The sequence below is a fragment of the Pseudoalteromonas sp. S1612 genome (genome assembly GCF_005887175.1).
In the GTDB taxonomy this organism is placed as follows: domain Bacteria; phylum Pseudomonadota; class Gammaproteobacteria; order Enterobacterales; family Alteromonadaceae; genus Pseudoalteromonas; species Pseudoalteromonas undina.
In genome coordinates this window covers 15,803-32,964 of record NZ_PNDH01000001.1, presented here as the reverse complement: position 1 = coordinate 32,964, position 17,162 = coordinate 15,803, and the positions used below count along the sequence as shown (strand labels likewise).

13 protein-coding genes are annotated in these 17,162 nt (G+C 40.2%); 12 read left to right on the top strand and 1 reads right to left on the bottom strand.

Going from position 1 to position 17,162, the window contains the following annotated elements; translation table 11 throughout:
* Window positions 1–77 precede the first annotated feature (77 nt).
* The gene (locus CWB78_RS00160) at window positions 78–1,091 is read left to right on the top strand and encodes a GGDEF domain-containing protein (RefSeq protein WP_054201233.1); all 1,014 of its coding nucleotides are present in this window, start codon (window positions 78–80) and stop codon (window positions 1,089–1,091) included.
* 12 nt (window positions 1,092–1,103) lie between these two features.
* On the opposite strand, the gene CWB78_RS00155 is transcribed toward CWB78_RS00160, so the two are convergent.
* Window positions 1,104–2,042 (bottom strand): LysR family transcriptional regulator, encoded by a 939-nt coding sequence (locus tag CWB78_RS00155; RefSeq protein WP_010389001.1) that lies wholly within the window; start codon window positions 2,040–2,042, stop codon window positions 1,104–1,106.
* Between the two features lie 117 nt (window positions 2,043–2,159).
* On the opposite strand from CWB78_RS00155, the gene CWB78_RS00150 reads away from it, so the two are divergent.
* The 11 genes from CWB78_RS00150 (at window position 2,160) to CWB78_RS00100 (ending at window position 17,118) form a co-directional block, all read left to right on the top strand.
* Entirely contained in the window at window positions 2,160–3,329 is a 1,170-nt protein-coding gene (locus CWB78_RS00150; RefSeq protein WP_010388999.1) for an efflux RND transporter periplasmic adaptor subunit, read from the top strand.
* A 9-nt stretch (window positions 3,330–3,338) separates the two neighbouring features.
* Window positions 3,339–6,488, top strand: a complete 3,150-nt coding sequence (locus CWB78_RS00145; RefSeq protein WP_054201232.1) for an efflux RND transporter permease subunit — start codon at window positions 3,339–3,341, stop codon at window positions 6,486–6,488.
* Window positions 6,481–7,890 carry a TolC family protein gene (locus CWB78_RS00140; protein WP_054201231.1) on the top strand — a complete coding sequence of 470 codons (1,410 nt, stop codon included), beginning with the start codon at window positions 6,481–6,483 and terminating at the stop codon, window positions 7,888–7,890. Before CWB78_RS00145 ends, CWB78_RS00140 begins: the two co-directional genes overlap by 8 nt.
* Before the next feature lie 11 nt (window positions 7,891–7,901).
* Complete coding sequence (locus CWB78_RS00135) at window positions 7,902–8,927, top strand: zinc-binding dehydrogenase (RefSeq protein WP_054201230.1); 1,026 nt, start codon at window positions 7,902–7,904, stop codon at window positions 8,925–8,927.
* 292 nt (window positions 8,928–9,219) lie between these two features.
* Window positions 9,220–11,475 (top strand): acyl-CoA dehydrogenase, encoded by a 2,256-nt coding sequence (locus tag CWB78_RS00130; RefSeq protein ID WP_138570231.1) that lies wholly within the window; start codon window positions 9,220–9,222, stop codon window positions 11,473–11,475.
* Between the two features lie 323 nt (window positions 11,476–11,798).
* Window positions 11,799–12,116 (top strand): heavy metal-binding domain-containing protein, encoded by a 318-nt coding sequence (locus tag CWB78_RS00125; RefSeq protein ID WP_008112402.1) that lies wholly within the window; start codon window positions 11,799–11,801, stop codon window positions 12,114–12,116.
* A gap of 259 nt (window positions 12,117–12,375) precedes the next feature.
* Window positions 12,376–13,719, top strand: coding sequence for an AAA family ATPase (locus tag CWB78_RS00120; protein ID WP_138593875.1), 1,344 nt, complete (start codon window positions 12,376–12,378; stop codon window positions 13,717–13,719).
* A gap of 120 nt (window positions 13,720–13,839) precedes the next feature.
* Window positions 13,840–14,523 (top strand): S1 domain-containing protein, encoded by a 684-nt coding sequence (locus CWB78_RS18860; RefSeq protein WP_212750853.1) that lies wholly within the window; start codon window positions 13,840–13,842, stop codon window positions 14,521–14,523.
* A 122-nt stretch (window positions 14,524–14,645) separates the two neighbouring features.
* On the top strand, window positions 14,646–15,089 hold the full coding sequence (locus tag CWB78_RS00110; protein ID WP_138593874.1) for a T6SS immunity protein Tdi1 domain-containing protein: 444 nt from the start codon (window positions 14,646–14,648) through the stop codon (window positions 15,087–15,089).
* Window positions 15,090–15,248: 159 nt separating this feature from the next.
* Window positions 15,249–16,481: a hypothetical protein gene (locus CWB78_RS00105; protein ID WP_138593873.1), complete on the top strand. Its 1,233-nt coding sequence runs from the start codon at window positions 15,249–15,251 to the stop codon at window positions 16,479–16,481.
* Window positions 16,482–16,605: 124 nt separating this feature from the next.
* Window positions 16,606–17,118 (top strand): DUF4410 domain-containing protein, encoded by a 513-nt coding sequence (locus tag CWB78_RS00100; RefSeq protein WP_138593872.1) that lies wholly within the window; start codon window positions 16,606–16,608, stop codon window positions 17,116–17,118.
* The last annotated feature ends 44 nt before the right edge of the window (window positions 17,119–17,162 follow it).

Genomic DNA, 17,162 nt, shown 5'->3' with positions numbered 1-17,162 from the left:
CTGGCTTATTTAGCTGAAAATTGTGATTTTTGCATTTCAGGGGTATTATAAGCCATCAAAAATATTTTAAGTTATCCATGGATATAGCTGCTCTTAATAGTACAAAAACGCTACGCAAGCACGTTCTTAAATGGATGTGTATTTGCTTTGGTTTTTTGTCGTTGGTGTTTGCCGTTTTTAATTTATCAGTAAATAATTTACACCTTGTTGGTGGTCTCGAAGTCGGCTTTTCCTTATTATGCTTGTATATTTTTAAGCACTCACAAAAACACTACCCTAAGCGCTGGCATGCCATTATCATGTGTTTAGCCATCTCTTTAATTGTGTTGTGCGGCACTTACTTAGCCCCCCTTAAAAACGGTCTGTTTTTATGGACATTTATTTTGCCTATTCTTTATTACTTACTACTTGGTAGACGTTACGGGTTATTTTTGTCTGCGGCATTACTTTTTTTGCAGTTGATGGTGTTATCTCAAAAACTGCCACATTCATCGTTTTCAGCTTTTAACATAGGACTTAACTTATTATTCGTATACATAAGCATATGGGCCATATCTCATGTTTTTGAAGGTAATAGAGCTGATTTTTCGAAACGTTTAAAAAATTTAGCGTTACTCGATCCCTTAACCGGTGCTGGTAATCGTTTATCAATGAACCAGTATTTTGAAGTAGAGCTCAGAGATAAATCTCAACTTTACTTATTTCTACTCGATTTAGACTACTTTAAACAAATTAATGATCAGTATGGGCACGAGGTGGGCGATAAAGTGTTGGTTGAGCTAGCAACATTATTGCGTGTCACTTTTGCTAAAGGATATGTATTTAGAGTGGGAGGTGAAGAGTTTTCACTAATGAGCAATTTTGATAGCCCGCAAGCAGCCTTAGCAATGGCAGAAAAGTTAAGACTCGCAATACAAAATAAGCACATCATTGCCAATGGTGAAACCATTAAGTTAACCGCTAGTATAGGCGTTGTTCAATACCAGCAACAAAGCCTAAGTGAACTAATAGACTTGGCTGATAAACAACTTTATAAAGCCAAAGAAACTGGCCGCAACGAGGTCTGTACTGATATTTTAGTGCATGGTTAGGTTTATTGCGGCTTAATACATTTGTTCAAAATCAGGAATACTGTTTTCCCAAATCGGTTTTTCTTTACCAATATATTCACGTACAGCATCAAAAAATAACCGGGTTCTTACCGGTAAATCACGATGTGGGTATACTGCATACATGGCACTGTGTTCCATTAACTTTAGATCCGTTAATAAAGGCACCAGTTGTCCATCAATCACTTCTTTATCCAATATAAACGCGGGAGCTAAAACGTAAGTGGTTCCAGAGAGTGTTTTCATTAACAGTGCTTCAGCATCATTGGCTCTAAATACACTTTTAATTTTTTGTTCGCATTGTTCACCCAGGTGGTTGTAGTAACTTACTCCATCAACTCGCAGTGAACTACTTGCGTAACTAGCGGCGGGTAATTGTGCTAAATCAGTTATGTTTTTCGGCATTCCATAGGTTTCGATAAATGCAGGGGAAGCTAAAAGTAATAAACGATTACGCGCAATCTTTCGAGCAATCAAAGAGGAGTCTTTTGGCTCACCCACTCTAAATGCTAAATCAAATCCTTCTGAGACAATATCGACAAGCCGATCATCTAAACGAAGTTCTACTTCCACTTGCGGAAAGCGCTTTTGGAAATCGTTGATCACTGGTTGTAAATAACGCCGACCAATTAAAGTCGATGAGGTAATTTTTAATACGCCACGAGGTTCTAAGTGATAATTCTCTGCCATACGCAGGGTATCGCCGAGTAGGCTTCGCAACTCGTCCGCTTTTTTTATCATTTCAGCGCCTGCTGCGGTAAGTGAAAACGAACGGGTAGTTCGATTTAATAGCCTCACGCCTAGCTCATCTTCTAAACGACTAATTTGTTTAGAGATCACGGAACGATCAATGTTGCGTATTTCAGCAGCTTTAGCAAATGATCCCTGCTCAACCACTTCAAGCAGCATTAAGAGTCGGCTTGTTGTATCCATTATTGCACCATTGTGTCACTTTGATGCCATTTTGGCACTAATGAATTTAAAAATCTATTGTTTTTGTCAACAAGTATGTTCCGTATTATGTATCGCCTAATTAACAGGAGCGTCGTTATGAACAAACACTTAGTTGCTACAGCCTTATCTGTTGCATTAATTACTCTGACCGGTTGTGCTGAAGAAAGCACAGCGCAATCAGCACCCGCACAACAATATCAAGCTATTGATGTAGCCCAAGTCCTGGTAAAGCCTGTACAAAGTTGGCATACCTATACAACGCGCTTAGAGTCACCGCAAAAAGTGGCATTAATGCCGCGTGTATCAGGCATTATTGAGCAAATTGAATTTAAAGAAGGGGATGCTGTTAAACAAGGTGATGTGTTATTTCGCCTTGATGATCGTTCATTTAGAGCCACGGTAGCTAGTTTACAAGCTCAGGTTAAGAGTGCACAAGCGGCTCTTGAACAAGCAAAAAGCGAAGCATCACGTGCAGTGCGTCTAACTGAGCGTAAAGCAATTTCTACAGAACAAGCGCAAGCTCGTACCTCAACGTTACGTCAGCGTGAAGCACAACTTGCTGCACTTAAAGCGCAGCTTAAAGCCGCAGAACTTGATTTAGAGTTTACCTCTGTGGTTTCACCTATTGATGGAATTATCTCTCGCGCAAACATCACTAAAGGTAACAACATCCTTGCCGGGCAAAGCGTGCTCACTTCAATTGTTTCAAATGACAAAATGTATGCTTACTTTGATGTCGATGAACGCACTTGGAACAATGCATTTGATGATGTTACTGCATCAAGCAAGCAGCCTGTCGTTATGCAAAAAGTAGGGCAGAGTGATTTTAATTACAACGGCCACATCAACTTTATAGATAACCAAATTAATGCTTCTACTGGCACATTACGTGTACGAGCGGTATTTGAAGATCGTAGTAACGAGCTACGCTCAGGCTCTTTTGCACGGATTAAACTCGCTGCCAATGCAATACGCGAAACCGTCATTATTCCAGATAGAGCTATTGGTACTGATTTAAAAAATCGTTTTGTTCTTACTGTGGGCGAAAATAATGTACTGCAATATAAATTGGTTACTGTAGGTGAGCGCTATGGCGCATTACGTGCCATTACCTCTGGCCTTGAACAGGGTGATGTGATTGCCGTGAATGGGCCAGCTCGCGTAGGGCCGGGCATGCCAATATCACCAAATAAAGTGACAATTAATACCCAAGGTGTGGCATTTACACTCACTGCTAACCCTGCCGATTTAGTTGCTAAGCAATAAGGTTATTAAATGAAATTTTCACACTTTTTTATCCAGCGACCGATTTTTGCGGCCATGCTGTCGCTGATTATTTTGATTGCGGGTGGCATTTCTTTATTTCAGCTGCCAGTCAGTGAATACCCAGAAGTTGTGCCACCCACAGTGGTAGTGACAGCCAGTTACCCGGGCGCAAACCCAACGGTTATTGCACAAACAGTGGCAACACCGCTTGAACAAGAAATAAACGGCACTGAAAACATGTTATATATGTTTTCACAAGCGACCAGTGACGGGCGCATGACTTTAACCGTAACATTTGCCTTAGGGACGGATTTAGACCGTGCTCAAGTACAAGTGCAAAACCGAGTAAATAGTGCATTACCGCGCTTACCACAAGAGGTACAGCGTTTAGGGGTAGTTGCTGAAAAGTCATCACCCGATTTAACCATGGTGGTGCATTTATATTCACCACAGAATAGCCATGATACGGCGTATTTATCAAATTATGCCGATTTAAACATTAAAGATGAAATAGCTCGTTTACCTGGCGTGGGTGATATTCAGTTATTTGGCGGTGGTAAATATGCTATGCGTGTGTGGTTAAATCCAGATGCATTAGCAGCACGTGAGCTTACAGCAACCGATGTTGTGGCTGCTTTGCGCTCGCAAAATCAGCAAGTTGCAGCGGGTAGCTTAGGTGCTCAACCAATCTCTAACGATAGCCAATTTCAAATTTTATTAAACGTGAAAGGCCGCCTAAATAGCATTGAAGAATTTAAGCAGGTCATTATTAAAGTCGGTGAGCAAGGGCAACTTACGCGTTTGTCAGATGTGGCGCGTGTTGACTTAGGCCAAGACTCGTACTCACTGCGTGCTGAACTTGATAATCAACCCGCATTGGCAATGCCAATATTTCAACGCCCGGGTTCAAATGCCATTGAGCTTTCAGATCAGGTGCGTGAAACCATGGCACGTTTATCGAAAGACTTTCCTGAAGGTGTTGAATACGACATTGTTTATGATCCAACGGTATTCGTTCGTGGTTCAATTGATGCGGTAATAGCCACTTTGCTTGAAGCAATCGCATTGGTTGTTATTGTAGTTATTGTATTCTTACAAACGTGGCGCGCATCTATTATTCCGCTTATAGCTGTGCCAGTTTCACTCATTGGTACCTTTGCTGTAATGCAGTGGCTTGGTGTTTCTATTAATACCTTATCGCTATTTGGTTTAGTACTGGCTATAGGTATTGTGGTTGATGATGCGATTGTAGTGGTCGAAAATGTTGAACGAAATATAGAAAACGGCTTATCGCCGCTTGAAGCAACACGCGTTGCAATGACAGAGGTAACCGGCCCAATTATTGCGATTGCATTGGTATTGTGTGCGGTATTTATTCCAACGGCTTTTATTACTGGACTTTCTGGACAGTTTTATAAGCAATTTGCTTTAACCATAACTATTTCAACGGTTATTTCAGCGTTTAACTCACTGACATTGTCGCCGGCGCTAGCAGCCTTATTGTTAAAATCGCACGACGCAAAACCAGATGCGTTTACCCGCTTATTAGATAAGTTATTTGGTCGCTGGTTATTCAAGCCATTTAATCGACTGTTTAACCGTGGTGCAACAGGGTATGAAAAGCTAGTACAAAAGCTTATTCGTATGAGCGTGGTGGTAATGGTTGCCTATGTTGCTTTAGTTGGCGGCACTATTAAGCTGTTTGACGCGGTACCTGGTGGCTTTATACCACAGCAAGATAAGCAATACTTAGTTGCCATTGCGCAGCTACCAGATGCAGCAAGCTTAGACAGAACTGAAGCGGTAGTAAAACAAATGCAGCAAATAGCGCTCGAGGTTCCAGGTGTTGCAAACACCGTGGCGTTTCCAGGCCTATCTGTAAATGGGTTTACTAATAGCCCTAACAGCGGCATTGTGTTTACACCATTGGCGCCTTTTGCAGAGCGTACCGATCCGAGTATGTCGGCTTCGGCTATTGCGGCGCAGTTAAACCAACGTTTTGCGGCTATTGATGAAGCGTTTGTGGCTGTATTTCCGCCACCGCCAATTCAAGGCTTAGGCACTACAGGTGGCTTTAAACTGCAAATTGAAGATAGAGCAAACAAAGGCTTTGAAGCATTATTTAATAGCTTGCAATCAGTGATTGCTGCGGCGCAAAAAGATCCGGCGTTAATGGGGTTGTATTCAAGCTTTAGAATTCAAGTACCGCAAATGGATATTGATATTGACCGCGAACAAGCACTTATCCAAGGTATTGCGCTTGATGAAGTATTTAACTCATTGCAGATTTATTTAGGCTCAGTGTATGTAAACGACTTTAATATGTTTGGTCGTACTTACCAAGTAAATGCTCAAGCAGATGCTGAATTTAGGGTAGACCCAGAGCAAATACTAAACCTAAAAGTACGTAATCGTGCAGGTAATATGGTGCCACTAGGCTCAGTGCTTACGGTAACGCCAACTATAGGCCCTGATCGTGTTATGCACTACAACGGTTACCCAAGTGCTGAACTTAACGGCAGCCCAGCGCCAGGTTACAGCTCAGACCAAGCGCAAACAGCGATTGAAAATGTATTGGCGAAAACGCTACCTACTGGTATTGAATATGAGTGGACTGAGGTAACGTATCAGCAAGTACTTGCCGGCAATACTATGGTGTACGTGTTCCCACTGGTGGTATTGCTTGTGTTTATGGTACTGGCTGCACAGTATGAAAGCCTACGTTTACCATTGGCCATTATTTTAATTGTACCTATGACTATATTCTCTGCGTTATTAGGGGTGTGGTTTGTAGGCTCAGACAACAATATATTTACCCAAATAGCGTTAATTGTACTGGTGGCACTGGCCTCTAAAAACGCCATTTTAATGGTGGAATTTGCCAAAGATAAACACGACACTGGATTATCGCACCTTGAGGCTATGTTGGCAGCGTGTCGCATGCGTTTACGTCCTATTTTAATGACCTCAATTGCCTTTACCGCGGGTGTTATTCCGTTAGTGTTGGCAACCGGTGCCGGTGCTGAAATGCGTCATGCAATGGGTAACGCAGTATTCTCAGGTATGATTGGTGTGACTGTATTTGGGCTATTATTTACGCCAGTGTTTTACATGCTGGTGGTAAAAAAGCAGCGCGCTGAGGAGTCTTCAAATGACTAAATTACATTTAAACAAATTTAAAATGCCGGCATTTTTAGGCTCAGTGTTAGCGATTGCAGTGTTATCTGGCTGTGCGAGCAAAATAGATACAGCAGCTGAGCAACAACAAGTAAACGAGTTTGTTGCCCAAGCAATATCGGCAGAACAGTATGTTGGTGACGATGAGCAAAACTGGTGGTACAAGTTAGGTTCAGCGCAATTAAACCAGCTTGTTAGCAACGCATTAGCTAATAACTACGACTTACAAACGAGTCAGTTAGTGCTTAAAAGTGCGTTGGCACGTATCGGTGAACAACAAGCACAATACTTACCGCAAGGCGGTGTTGAGGTTGGAGCTAAACGAAGTGGACTAGGCGATACCAATAGCCGACAGTCAAGTGCAAATGTTGCACTTGACTGGCAGCTCGACTTATTTGGTCGAATAACTGCACTCGTTGATGCCGCAAATTCACAAGCTATGAGCCAAGCAGAGCAAGTTAGGCTATTACAAATTGAAGTTGTGTCATCTGTGGTTAAAGGGTTTGCCAGCTATCAGGGCAACCTGCAAAAGCAACAAATTATTGAAATGCAAATAGAAGCACTTGAACAAAGCATTCAAGTGCTGCAGGCGCAAGTAGATGAAGGTGTGGCAAATGAGCTTGATTTAAACCGCACCATGGCGCAACTTAGGCAGCAACAAGCGCTCATTCCGGCGATTGAATATGCTAAGTTTCGTGACTTATCTACGCTGGCGGTATTAAGTGCACAACCAACGCAATCACTGAGTATTAAAGATGAACGTGCTGTATTGAGCAAGGCATTTCAAGTGTCACTAGCAAAGCCAAATCAGGCTATTGCACTAAGGCCTGATATTAGCCGTGCATTATATGACTTTAGCCAAGCAAATAGTTTAAGTGTGGCAGCCAGTAAAGCTCTATTACCCGATATCAGCTTAAGTGGTTTTGCAGGCGTGCTAAGTTTGGGCAGTAATGGTTTTAGCGACACCCAGCAGCAGTGGCAAGTTGCACCACAAGTACAATGGTCTTTATTGAGTTATCCTGCGTTGTTGGCTCAGCGTGATGCGCAGCAGTTTTTAAGTCAAGCTGCTTATACTGACTATCAACAAGTGGTGTTAAAAGCCATTAACGAGAGTGAACTTTCATTGCAATACTTGGTCAATCAAGCACAGCAATCGCGTTTTGCTGAGCAGCGGTATCAGTTTGCTAATAATGCATTTTTACAAGCACAAGCAATGTATGAAGAAGGGCAAATTCCTTACTTAGAGTTGTTAGATGCACGTCAGGATGTTTTAATAGCACAAGAAAATGCCGTTGATTCAACTATTTCATCGTTATTGGCTAAGGTAAATGCTTACCAGTCATTTAATGGACGATGGAGTTACGCGTTAAGTAGTACTAACTAGTAGAGTTTTTGATGCCTAATACTGTAGTTACAAACCTAAATACTATTCCTTCATCTATGCAGGCTATTGCCTTAATAGAGCCTAATGAGGATATTCACTTAACGGATATTCAATTGCCTGTGCCTCAATGCACAGATAATGAGCTGTTAGTAAAAGTGGAGTATGTTGGTTTAAATCCGGTGGATGCGCAATTTGCTAAATCTGGCTTTTGTCTGTGGCAATATCCGCATGTTTTAGGCTTGGATGCAGTGGGTGTAGTGGTTAAAGCGGGTAAAGGCGTATTTCCTGGCGTGGGTGAGCGTGTAATGTGGCACGCCAGTATTGGTGAGCAAGGGGTATTGAGCGAATACGCAAAAGTGCCTAATTATGCAGTGTCTATCATTCCCAAGCAATTAGCCAGTGATAAGGCTGCTACTTTGCCCTGCGCCGGAATGGCAGCGCTTATCAGCTTAGATAAATTAGCCGTAACTGAAGGCGATACCCTCTTTGTTGAAGGCGGGGCAGGTGCTGTAGGTCAATTTGCTATTCAATTTGCAAAGCAGCGTGGTGCCGATGTATTTACAACCGCCTCCAAGCGTAACCACAAATTGGTTAAGCAGCTAGGGGCTGATGTAGTCTTTGATTACAACGACAAAACCTTATGTGACAAAATTCGCCGAGAGCTTGGCCCACAAGGATTTGATGCCGTTATTGATATTATGGGTGGGGAATCGACCATTCAAAATATCGAGCTAATGCGTTTTTGTGGTCGTATTGCTTGTTTAAATCCACTGCCTAATTTTGAACAGCAGCTAATGTACCGTAGAGCACCCAATATTAGTATTGTATCCTTAGGTGGCGCGTGGTTAGCCAATAGCCTATGCGCGCAGCAGCGCATGAGTTTTATGGGTAATTTGTTGCTTGAAACGGTCTCTAATGGCGAAATAATTCCTCCAGAAGTATTAGCTGTTGATTTTAACGCAAAGGCTGTTTCTAGCGCATTAAACAACCAGTTAGCAGGTGGTTTTACAGGTAAACAAGTGGTTAAAATAAGCTAGGTTTACTCACATTCCCATATTTAAAAAGCGCAGCCTAATTTTAGGCTGCGCTTTTTTGTTTCTACTTTATTACCAAATCCGTATTTGCGGCGCCAACAACCAGAATTATTAAATTTTTAACAAAAAAAATAATAATTCAGCGTACAGGTGTAAGCCTTTTTATTTCAACAGTTTACGTTCAGGTAAAGAAAATAAATTGCAAAAACTGTTAATTAATTGAATAGAGTAATTGATCTAAACCGATTTTTATGACGTAATGTAGGTATTATTTATCTGGTCGGATGAGTTCGTTATGAGTTTACGTACAAAATTAAAAAAAGTATTACCAAGTATTTCAGTTACTGAGCAAGAAGCGCTAGACGCTGGCGATGTATGGCTAGAAGGGTCTATCTACCAAGGTAAACCAGATTTTAGCGCGCTACGCGATGTACCTGCGGCAAAATTAACCGCAGACGAACAAGCGTTTCTAGACGGTCCAGTACAAGAACTACTAGGCATGATTGATGATTCAGTCATTCAAAATGGTATTCATTTACCAAACGACATTTTAGAGTTTTTGAAAAAAGAGCGTTTCTTCTCGCTGATCATCCCTAAATCGTTTGGCGGTTTAGAGTTCAGCCCATACGCTAACTCAACAATTGTAGGTACTATCGCAACGAAAAGTTCAGCTGTTGCTGTAACTGTAATGGTACCAAACTCGTTAGGCCCGGGTGAGTTACTACTTCACTTCGGTACAGATGAGCAACAAGCACATTACTTACCACGTTTAGCAAATGGTACAGACATTCCATGTTTTGCATTAACCAGCCCAGAAGCAGGTTCTGATGCAGGCGGTATTCCTGATGTAGGTACCGTAACTAAAGGCATGTATAACGGCGAAGAAGTACTCGGCCTAGAAATTACATGGGACAAGCGCTACATTACACTCGCACCAATTGCTACTGTACTTGGTTTAGCGTTTAAAGTAGTTGACCCTGATGGTTTATTGGGGGGCAAAGAAAACCTAGGTATTACTTGTGCACTTATTCCAAAAGAGCACCCTGGTGTAGAACTTGGTAACCGTCATGATCCTATGGGTATCCGTTTTTACAACGGTACTACACGTGGTAACAAAGTATTTGTACCAATGGACTTTATTATCGGTGGTCAGAAAAACATCGGTCGCGGTTGGCAAATGCTAGTTAGCTGTTTAGGCGCAGGTCGTGGTATTTCATTACCAGCATTGGGTGTAAGTACGGCACAAGTTGCATTTAAATCAGCTTCTGAGTACGCAGCAGTGCGTGAACAGTTTGGTTTATCAATTGGTCAATTTGAAGGTATTCAGGAAAAGCTAGCTGATATCGCAGGTAAAACATACCTACAAGAAGCAATGCGAGTACTTACAACTGAAGGTTTAGGCATGGGCTTAAAGCCATCGGTAGTGACTGCAATTGCTAAATACCATATGACAGAGCTTGGCCGTGATGTGCTTGACTCAGCAATGGATATTCAAGCGGGTAAAGCAATTCAGAATGGTCCTCAAAACACACTTGCTAGCGGTTATGTGGCGCAGCCAATTGCCATTACGGTAGAGGGCGCGAACATTCTTACTCGTAACCTGATGATCTTTGGTCAAGGTGTTATGCGTTGTCACCCATACCTACAGTCTATGGTTGAGTCTATTCATAGCGATGACAAAAACGCAGATGCAGAATTTAACGGTATTTTACGTAAAACAATTGGTTACAGCACAGCAAACAGCTTACGAGCCTTCCGCTTAGGTGTGCTACCGTTTACTGCTGGCGCAAGCTCTGCATTACCAGAAGTACGTGACTACGAAAAAGCAGTACATAAACTATCAGCTAAATTAGCTGTCTATGCCGACTTCTCATTACTAGTACTTGGCGGTAAATTAAAACAAGCTGAAATGCTTTCAGCACGTTTAGGCGATGTAATGAGCTTCTTGTACGCAGCTATGGCATCTATTAAGTATTACGAGCAAAAAGTAGCAAGCAGCGAGCGTGAGCAAGCGGCTCCTTACTTCCATTATGCGACTCGTTTTGCACTACAAAGTGCAGAAGAAGCATTGCACAAGTTCTTAGATAACTTCCCTGCAAGTGGTACTCGTAAGTTCATTCGTTTCATTACTATGAACTACTCAACTAAAATGCCAAAAATTAGCGATGATTTAATTCGTGAATTAGCAAAACAAGCTCAGCTTGATACAGCATTTAAAGCGCAAATAACACATTTAGTTAAGCCAATTGAAGGTGATGGTCATCACATCAACGAGCAAGCTTACAAAGCTAAAATGGCATCATTAGAGCTGTTAGCAAAAGTGAAAAAAGCGCTACGTGCTAAAACCTTTAAGCCGGGTACGCGTTTTTCAATCACGCTTGAAAATGCACTTGCTGCAAAAGTAATTAACGACGCTGAATTTGTTCAGTTAAGTGATTACAACAAAAAGCGTGAAAAAGCGATTCGTGTTGATGAGTTCGACTTCGATATGAACATCCTAGACGACAACGCACAGCCAGTTAATCCGCTTAAAAGCGTGGTTAACCAATAAAATTCAATAATGCAAAGCGCCTGCAGTTTAGGCGCTTTTATTGATACAAAATTAGTGTGGAGTCCTGCTTGAGTAACATCAAGCGGGGCTTTTTTATGGGTGTAATTTAAGCCCATAACTAATGGCGGCTAATTTAATGGTACAGAACATTATTAAACGTTGTTTTAGTGTATTTTAACAATGGGTGGTAAATAAGTTACGTAATTACTTGTTTACATTAGAGTTGTTTAGTGGAATTATTGAGCGTATATAATATACGCTGTTTTGAGGGTTATAACTCCCAAAGTGCTGTTTAATGAGCTGTTATGTTTTAGGGAAAAATTATGATTTATACGACAACGGAAACTGTTCCTGGCAAGGAAATCGAAGCTGTATTGGGTATCGTTAATGGTAACATGGTTCAGTCTAAACATGTTGGTCGAGATATCATGGCTGGTTTAAAAGGAATTGTGGGCGGCGAACTCAAAGGCTATACCGAGATGTTGATGGAAGCTCGAAATGTAGCGGTAGAACGATTAATAGAAGATGCAAAAAAGTTAAATGCCGATGCAATAGTAGGAATACGATTTACAACTAGCTCAGTTACTGATGGGGCATCAGAAATATTAGTATTTGGCACAGCCGTTAAACTTCGAACATAACAAACAATTTAAGCAGATTCGCAACACGTGGCATTTTGGTGCTTTCTTTCAAAGCCAAGAAATGAGGACGTTTTCCTCTTTTCTGCACTGTATTAAAAGAACAGCCTGACTAAAAGTTTAAAGTTGGCAATGTGTTAACTTATTTGTTGAAAAGAAATTAATAAATATATTAGTGGGGCGCTGGCAGAGATATGCGCGATGAGCACACTATAAAATTGTTATATTCAATGGGTACTAACATCATAAATAATGGAAAATTATGGAAGTCGACTCTATAGAAAATTTAAGATCCACAAGAGATTTACTAAAAGCGAGCGTTAAGGCCATAAAAGTCCGGGAATTTGAAGGAAGAACCTTCGGCCCTGAATCTGAGTATGACGCGCGAGGTGTTGTGGCTGGAGTGGATTCAATTGTTACTGATATTGGTGGGTTGCTAAGAGCTCCAAAGCGTTTTCTTCAATGCTCAAATCACCCTGAGAGGGTTGCACTAAATAAACAACTGAGCAATTTAAATCATTACCTTACCGATGAGGATTTAGCTTCTGCGTGTAATCATATTGAAGCTCTTAAGCCTATTTTACGCGGTTATGCGATTCGATACACAGATGAACGGTTTGATGAATTTATAGAGCGAACGAATGAGTTACAGAAAGAAATCCAATCACTGACCGAATTGCTGAGTGAATCTAAAGAAGCTCACAAGGAAATATTGGAGATTACCAGCACAGCTCAGTCATTAAAGAATGAGATCGAGAGTCAAAACGAAACTCTTACCGAACGACAAACGACGTTAGAGGAACTTATTGTTGAATCTGAAGAAACACGAAACACGATAATCGATAATTTTGAAACGGATAAAGCTAATAGCTCTGAAATTGAAGAGTTATTAACTGAAGTGCGATCCCATTCAGAGCTGATTGACAGTTTTAGCCAAAAAATAGCGGCCAGAGAAAATCAGATTGAAAATCAAAGTTCAAAGTCAAAAGAATTTGAGGCTACATTGGTTAATTATACTTCACAGCAGAAAGATTATCTTACTGAAGCCAAAAATCTCATAAAAACAGCCAAACAAGCCTTGGAATACAAAACTGCTGAAGGGCTCAGCGCAGCATTTATCGCTCAGCATACCGCTGCGAAAAATCCGTGGGTCATGGGGGCGTGGGTGTTTGGTGCAATGCTATTCCTATTTTCTTCCGCTGCTCTAGGTGTTTGGCTTACCGTAGATCATGATATATCCACGAGCTTAATTATAGGTCGTATTTCTCTTCTCCCTATTCTTATTGGTGGCTCCATATTTTGCGCTAGCCAGTATGTTAAACAAAAGAAAATTGCTGAAGATTACGCTTATAAAACCGTACTTACTAAATCATTGGTCGGGTTTTCTGAACAGCTATCTTCAGATGAAAAAAAGGGAGAAGAGCATACTATTTATATTAAAACCGTTTTAGCACAATTATTGGTGGATCCCCAAAGAAAACAAAATCATTGTGAAGCGAGAAAAAGACAAGAAGCTAAAGAGGTAGATATAAAAAGTGCTTTAGATAGCCTAAAAGAACTCCCGTCAATTGTAGAAAAATTGTCCAAGGCAGCTGGCGGGAAATGAATATAACAAAACAATCAACCGGACTTCGCTAAGCGTAGTTCGCTTTGCTCACAATATCACGTTTAGCTCCGCTCGGTTATTGTGGCGTTATGTGGAAATCAGAATTTGGAGTCAATCTAGGTGTTAGAATTCGGAAAAGTTGTTAAATATTTGGATAATGGATTTGGGTTTATAAAGCCTATTAGCCCTGATTCAGCTCTATATAAGAAAGAAATATTTTTCCACATCAAAGCGGTAAAGAAATTTGAAGGTGATTTAGTTAAATTTACCGATGGAGCAATCAAAGATTTATATTTTTGGTTTATCTGTAAAGATGGAAAGAAGGGAAAAGAAGTTTTAGAATTTTGGGCTGATGCTAAAGACATACCTCAGGAACATACTTTATCTATATTAGAAAAGTACGCTGACAATTTGATAGCTATAAGCAAGCCTCCAGTCGAAGAACTACCAACTGCCGACACGTTAAGCGCAAAATCATTAGCTTCTAAATATTCTTTTACACCTGTTCAATCTGAAGAGTTATCACAATTACTAAATGATATGTCAGAAAAAGAATTTAGATTAAGTAGCGAGCTTTCTAAGTACATTACGAGTAATAAGTTGGGTGACCAATATCCAAATATTGCAGGCATAGTTACGATGGCAAATGATGATAATGAATGGGATTTTGATGGGGGATTCCCCAAAGGGATTTATAGAATTATCTGTCAAGAACTAGGGTTAAGAGATAAAGGGACGTCTGCGCGCGCAATTAAATTTACTTCTTATCAGGATCAAAAAAATCAGCCTGATATTATATTTTAAATTGCACATAACAAGAACCTAAACCAGACGGCTAACACTGTCGCATTTTTCGCAAAAGAGACGCAAAAAACTGCGCCAGCACGCCGCTGGTTAGGTTGGCGTTAGCTTTCTAGGAAGTTCGGATGACATTAAATGATCTAACAGTAGACTTCTCGCACCTTGACCGAGATTCATTGTTATTAGATTGGGAGTGGTTATTAGGCGGTAGATACTTACCTATTTTACTTTCTGCTTCTGGTGATGCATTCGTTCAAAACCTAAATAATGGTCAAGTTTTCTGGCTTGATACAGGCGGCGGAGAGTTTGCCCAAGTAGCTGAGTCACCCGAAGAGTTCAATGAGTTATTAGCTGACAAAGAGTTCGTCATAGAGCATTTTGCTGTTCAAATGGTAGGTGATTTAATACAGTCAGGGAAAACCTTATCAAACAACCAAATTTATAGTTTAACTAAGCCTTGGATGCTGGGTGGTGAATATAAAATTGAAAATATCCAGCCAACATATATTGAGGTTCATTTTTCCTTAACAGGTCAAATAGTCCAACAAGCAGGTGCAAGCGAAAGCTAACAAGAGCCTCAATTCGCTCACAAGCTCGCTCGGACAATTAACAATGGGTTATTGTCGCTGCGCTCAATAATATTAACCCATTGTTTATTTGCCGCTTAGGCAAGCGTTAGCTAACTTGCCATACCGTTGAGCATTAAATTTCGAATAAAAGGATTTAATTTGAAAAAAATAATACTATTTTGCCTACTTGCTTCTAGTCCCGCTTTCTCTGAAGAACATGATCACGAACAATTTCTTTTACAGGCAGTAAAAATCGGCAACCAAATACAAGAACAAACGAAAGATACAACTTTAGTTGAGAAAATCTCATTCACTGAAGACTTTGCCAAAGATTTTTCTAACAATCCCATCGCTTTAGATATTATTATGCAAGGGCTTAGTGTTGAGTATTCTTTTGCAGGTTCACATAGTAATGCCTTAATTACTAGAGATAAAACTGCTGAAATAGAAAGCTCTAGTGTTGAAGATTTAGCTAACTATAATGCAAAAAGTGCTGTAGTCGAAATTTTGGAACGGGCTAAAACACATCAAATCGTTATGGTCAATGAAGCTCATGATATTGCACAACACAGAGTTTTAACTTACCGCCTACTAAAGGGGTTATGGAAACAAGGCTATCGCTACTTTGCCGCTGAAACATTAAGTAGCTCCGCGACTCTGCAAATTGATAGAGGCTTTATAACTAAGCAAGTTGGCTATTATACACGTGAAGCCCTATACGCAAATTTAGTGCTTTCAGCAAAAGAAGTTGGATTTGAAATTGTTTCATATGACCAACATAAGCCAAGTAAACTTAATACAATTGATGAGCGGGAAACTAATTCTGCATTAACCCTCAAAGAGAAAGTATTTGATAAAGACCCCGACGCAAAAATCATTATCCATGTTGGTTACTCTCATATAAATGAGGAAAAATGGCTAGCAAGTAAACTTAAAAAGTACACAGGTTTAGAAACTCTGACCATCGATCAAACTACACGTATAGAACGAAGTAATACTAAGTATGAACATCCTACGTATTCTAGAGCTGTTAAAAACGTCGAATTGCAAGAACCATTTATATTTGTAAAAGGTAACGAAGTTTGGAGTTCTGATTCGAATAAATGGGATATTTCAATTTTTTGGCCAAGGACAAGTTATCTTAATGGACGCCCAAAGTGGGCTTCTTTAGGCCGAGTTAATTACAACGTAAGCACAAATGATTGTAAAAATTCGTACCCTTGTATGGTTGACGTTTTTAAATTTAACCATAAAGATGAAGTTCCCTTGGATAGAGTGCTAATTTCATCTAAAAACGACCACAAGTCAGTCTTTTTGTCGCAAGGTGATAATATTATAGTGACGACTGATAGTAGTGGCAATCAGATTAATAAAGTCAAGATTCATAATTAAAGTTAGCTAACAAGCTAATTAATAAGGACAAAAAACAGTTGGCTGTTTTCGTTCCTCAACATTTTAGCCAACAATTTTTTGCCCATTATTAGGGCGTTAGCTATTCAAGGAAATTTAGCATTCAATGAAAAACTTTATTTTAATCATCTTAGTAAGCTTAATTGCGGGTTGTGCTGCAAACATTAAGCAATCAGTAAAAACATCGAACATGCAGCAAGGAGCCATACCAAATAGTATATCAGTAGCTATATCCTCATCTAATTCAATCTCTAAAAGTAGAGATTTAACTAAAAGTATCACTGAACTTAATACATTAATAACTACAGATTACAAAGGTAATTTGATACCAAGCAACTCATCTAATCAGGCTGATATCTCCGTGGAAATAACAATAGAGCATTTTCGTTATGTTTCAGGGTTTGGTCGATTTATGGCAGGTGTAATGGTAGGTGATGCCGAATTGATGCTAAACGTTAAGCTCGTAGACCTATCCACAAACCAAATAGTTAGTGAATCGCAACTAGACACTCGTTCAGAGTTTAGTGAAGGAATATTCGGTGCTACAACTTCTAGACAGTTAGAAGCTATGTCTAAAAAGATAGTTGATATCATCAATTCAAGTGCACAGAATAGCTAACAAGCAATCAGGCAGGGACAAATGCTCGTTGGCCAAACAACGGC

What these genes read in the sequence shown, in the direction of transcription:
- CWB78_RS00155 (WP_010389001.1), bottom strand. Translation starts at nt 2,042, where the DNA reads ATGGATACAACAAGCCGACTCTTAATGCTGCTTGAAGTGGTTGAGCAG.
- CWB78_RS00150 (WP_010388999.1), top strand. Translation starts at nt 2,160, where the DNA reads ATGAACAAACACTTAGTTGCTACAGCCTTATCTGTTGCATTAATTACT.
- CWB78_RS00160 (WP_054201233.1), top strand. Translation starts at nt 78, where the DNA reads ATGGATATAGCTGCTCTTAATAGTACAAAAACGCTACGCAAGCACGTT.
- CWB78_RS00140 (WP_054201231.1), top strand. Translation starts at nt 6,481, where the DNA reads ATGACTAAATTACATTTAAACAAATTTAAAATGCCGGCATTTTTAGGC.
- CWB78_RS00130 (WP_138570231.1), top strand. Translation starts at nt 9,220, where the DNA reads ATGAGTTTACGTACAAAATTAAAAAAAGTATTACCAAGTATTTCAGTT.
- CWB78_RS00110 (WP_138593874.1), top strand. Translation starts at nt 14,646, where the DNA reads ATGACATTAAATGATCTAACAGTAGACTTCTCGCACCTTGACCGAGAT.
- CWB78_RS00120 (WP_138593875.1), top strand. Translation starts at nt 12,376, where the DNA reads ATGGAAGTCGACTCTATAGAAAATTTAAGATCCACAAGAGATTTACTA.
- CWB78_RS00145 (WP_054201232.1), top strand. Translation starts at nt 3,339, where the DNA reads ATGAAATTTTCACACTTTTTTATCCAGCGACCGATTTTTGCGGCCATG.
- CWB78_RS00135 (WP_054201230.1), top strand. Translation starts at nt 7,902, where the DNA reads ATGCCTAATACTGTAGTTACAAACCTAAATACTATTCCTTCATCTATG.
- CWB78_RS00100 (WP_138593872.1), top strand. Translation starts at nt 16,606, where the DNA reads ATGAAAAACTTTATTTTAATCATCTTAGTAAGCTTAATTGCGGGTTGT.
- CWB78_RS00125 (WP_008112402.1), top strand. Translation starts at nt 11,799, where the DNA reads ATGATTTATACGACAACGGAAACTGTTCCTGGCAAGGAAATCGAAGCT.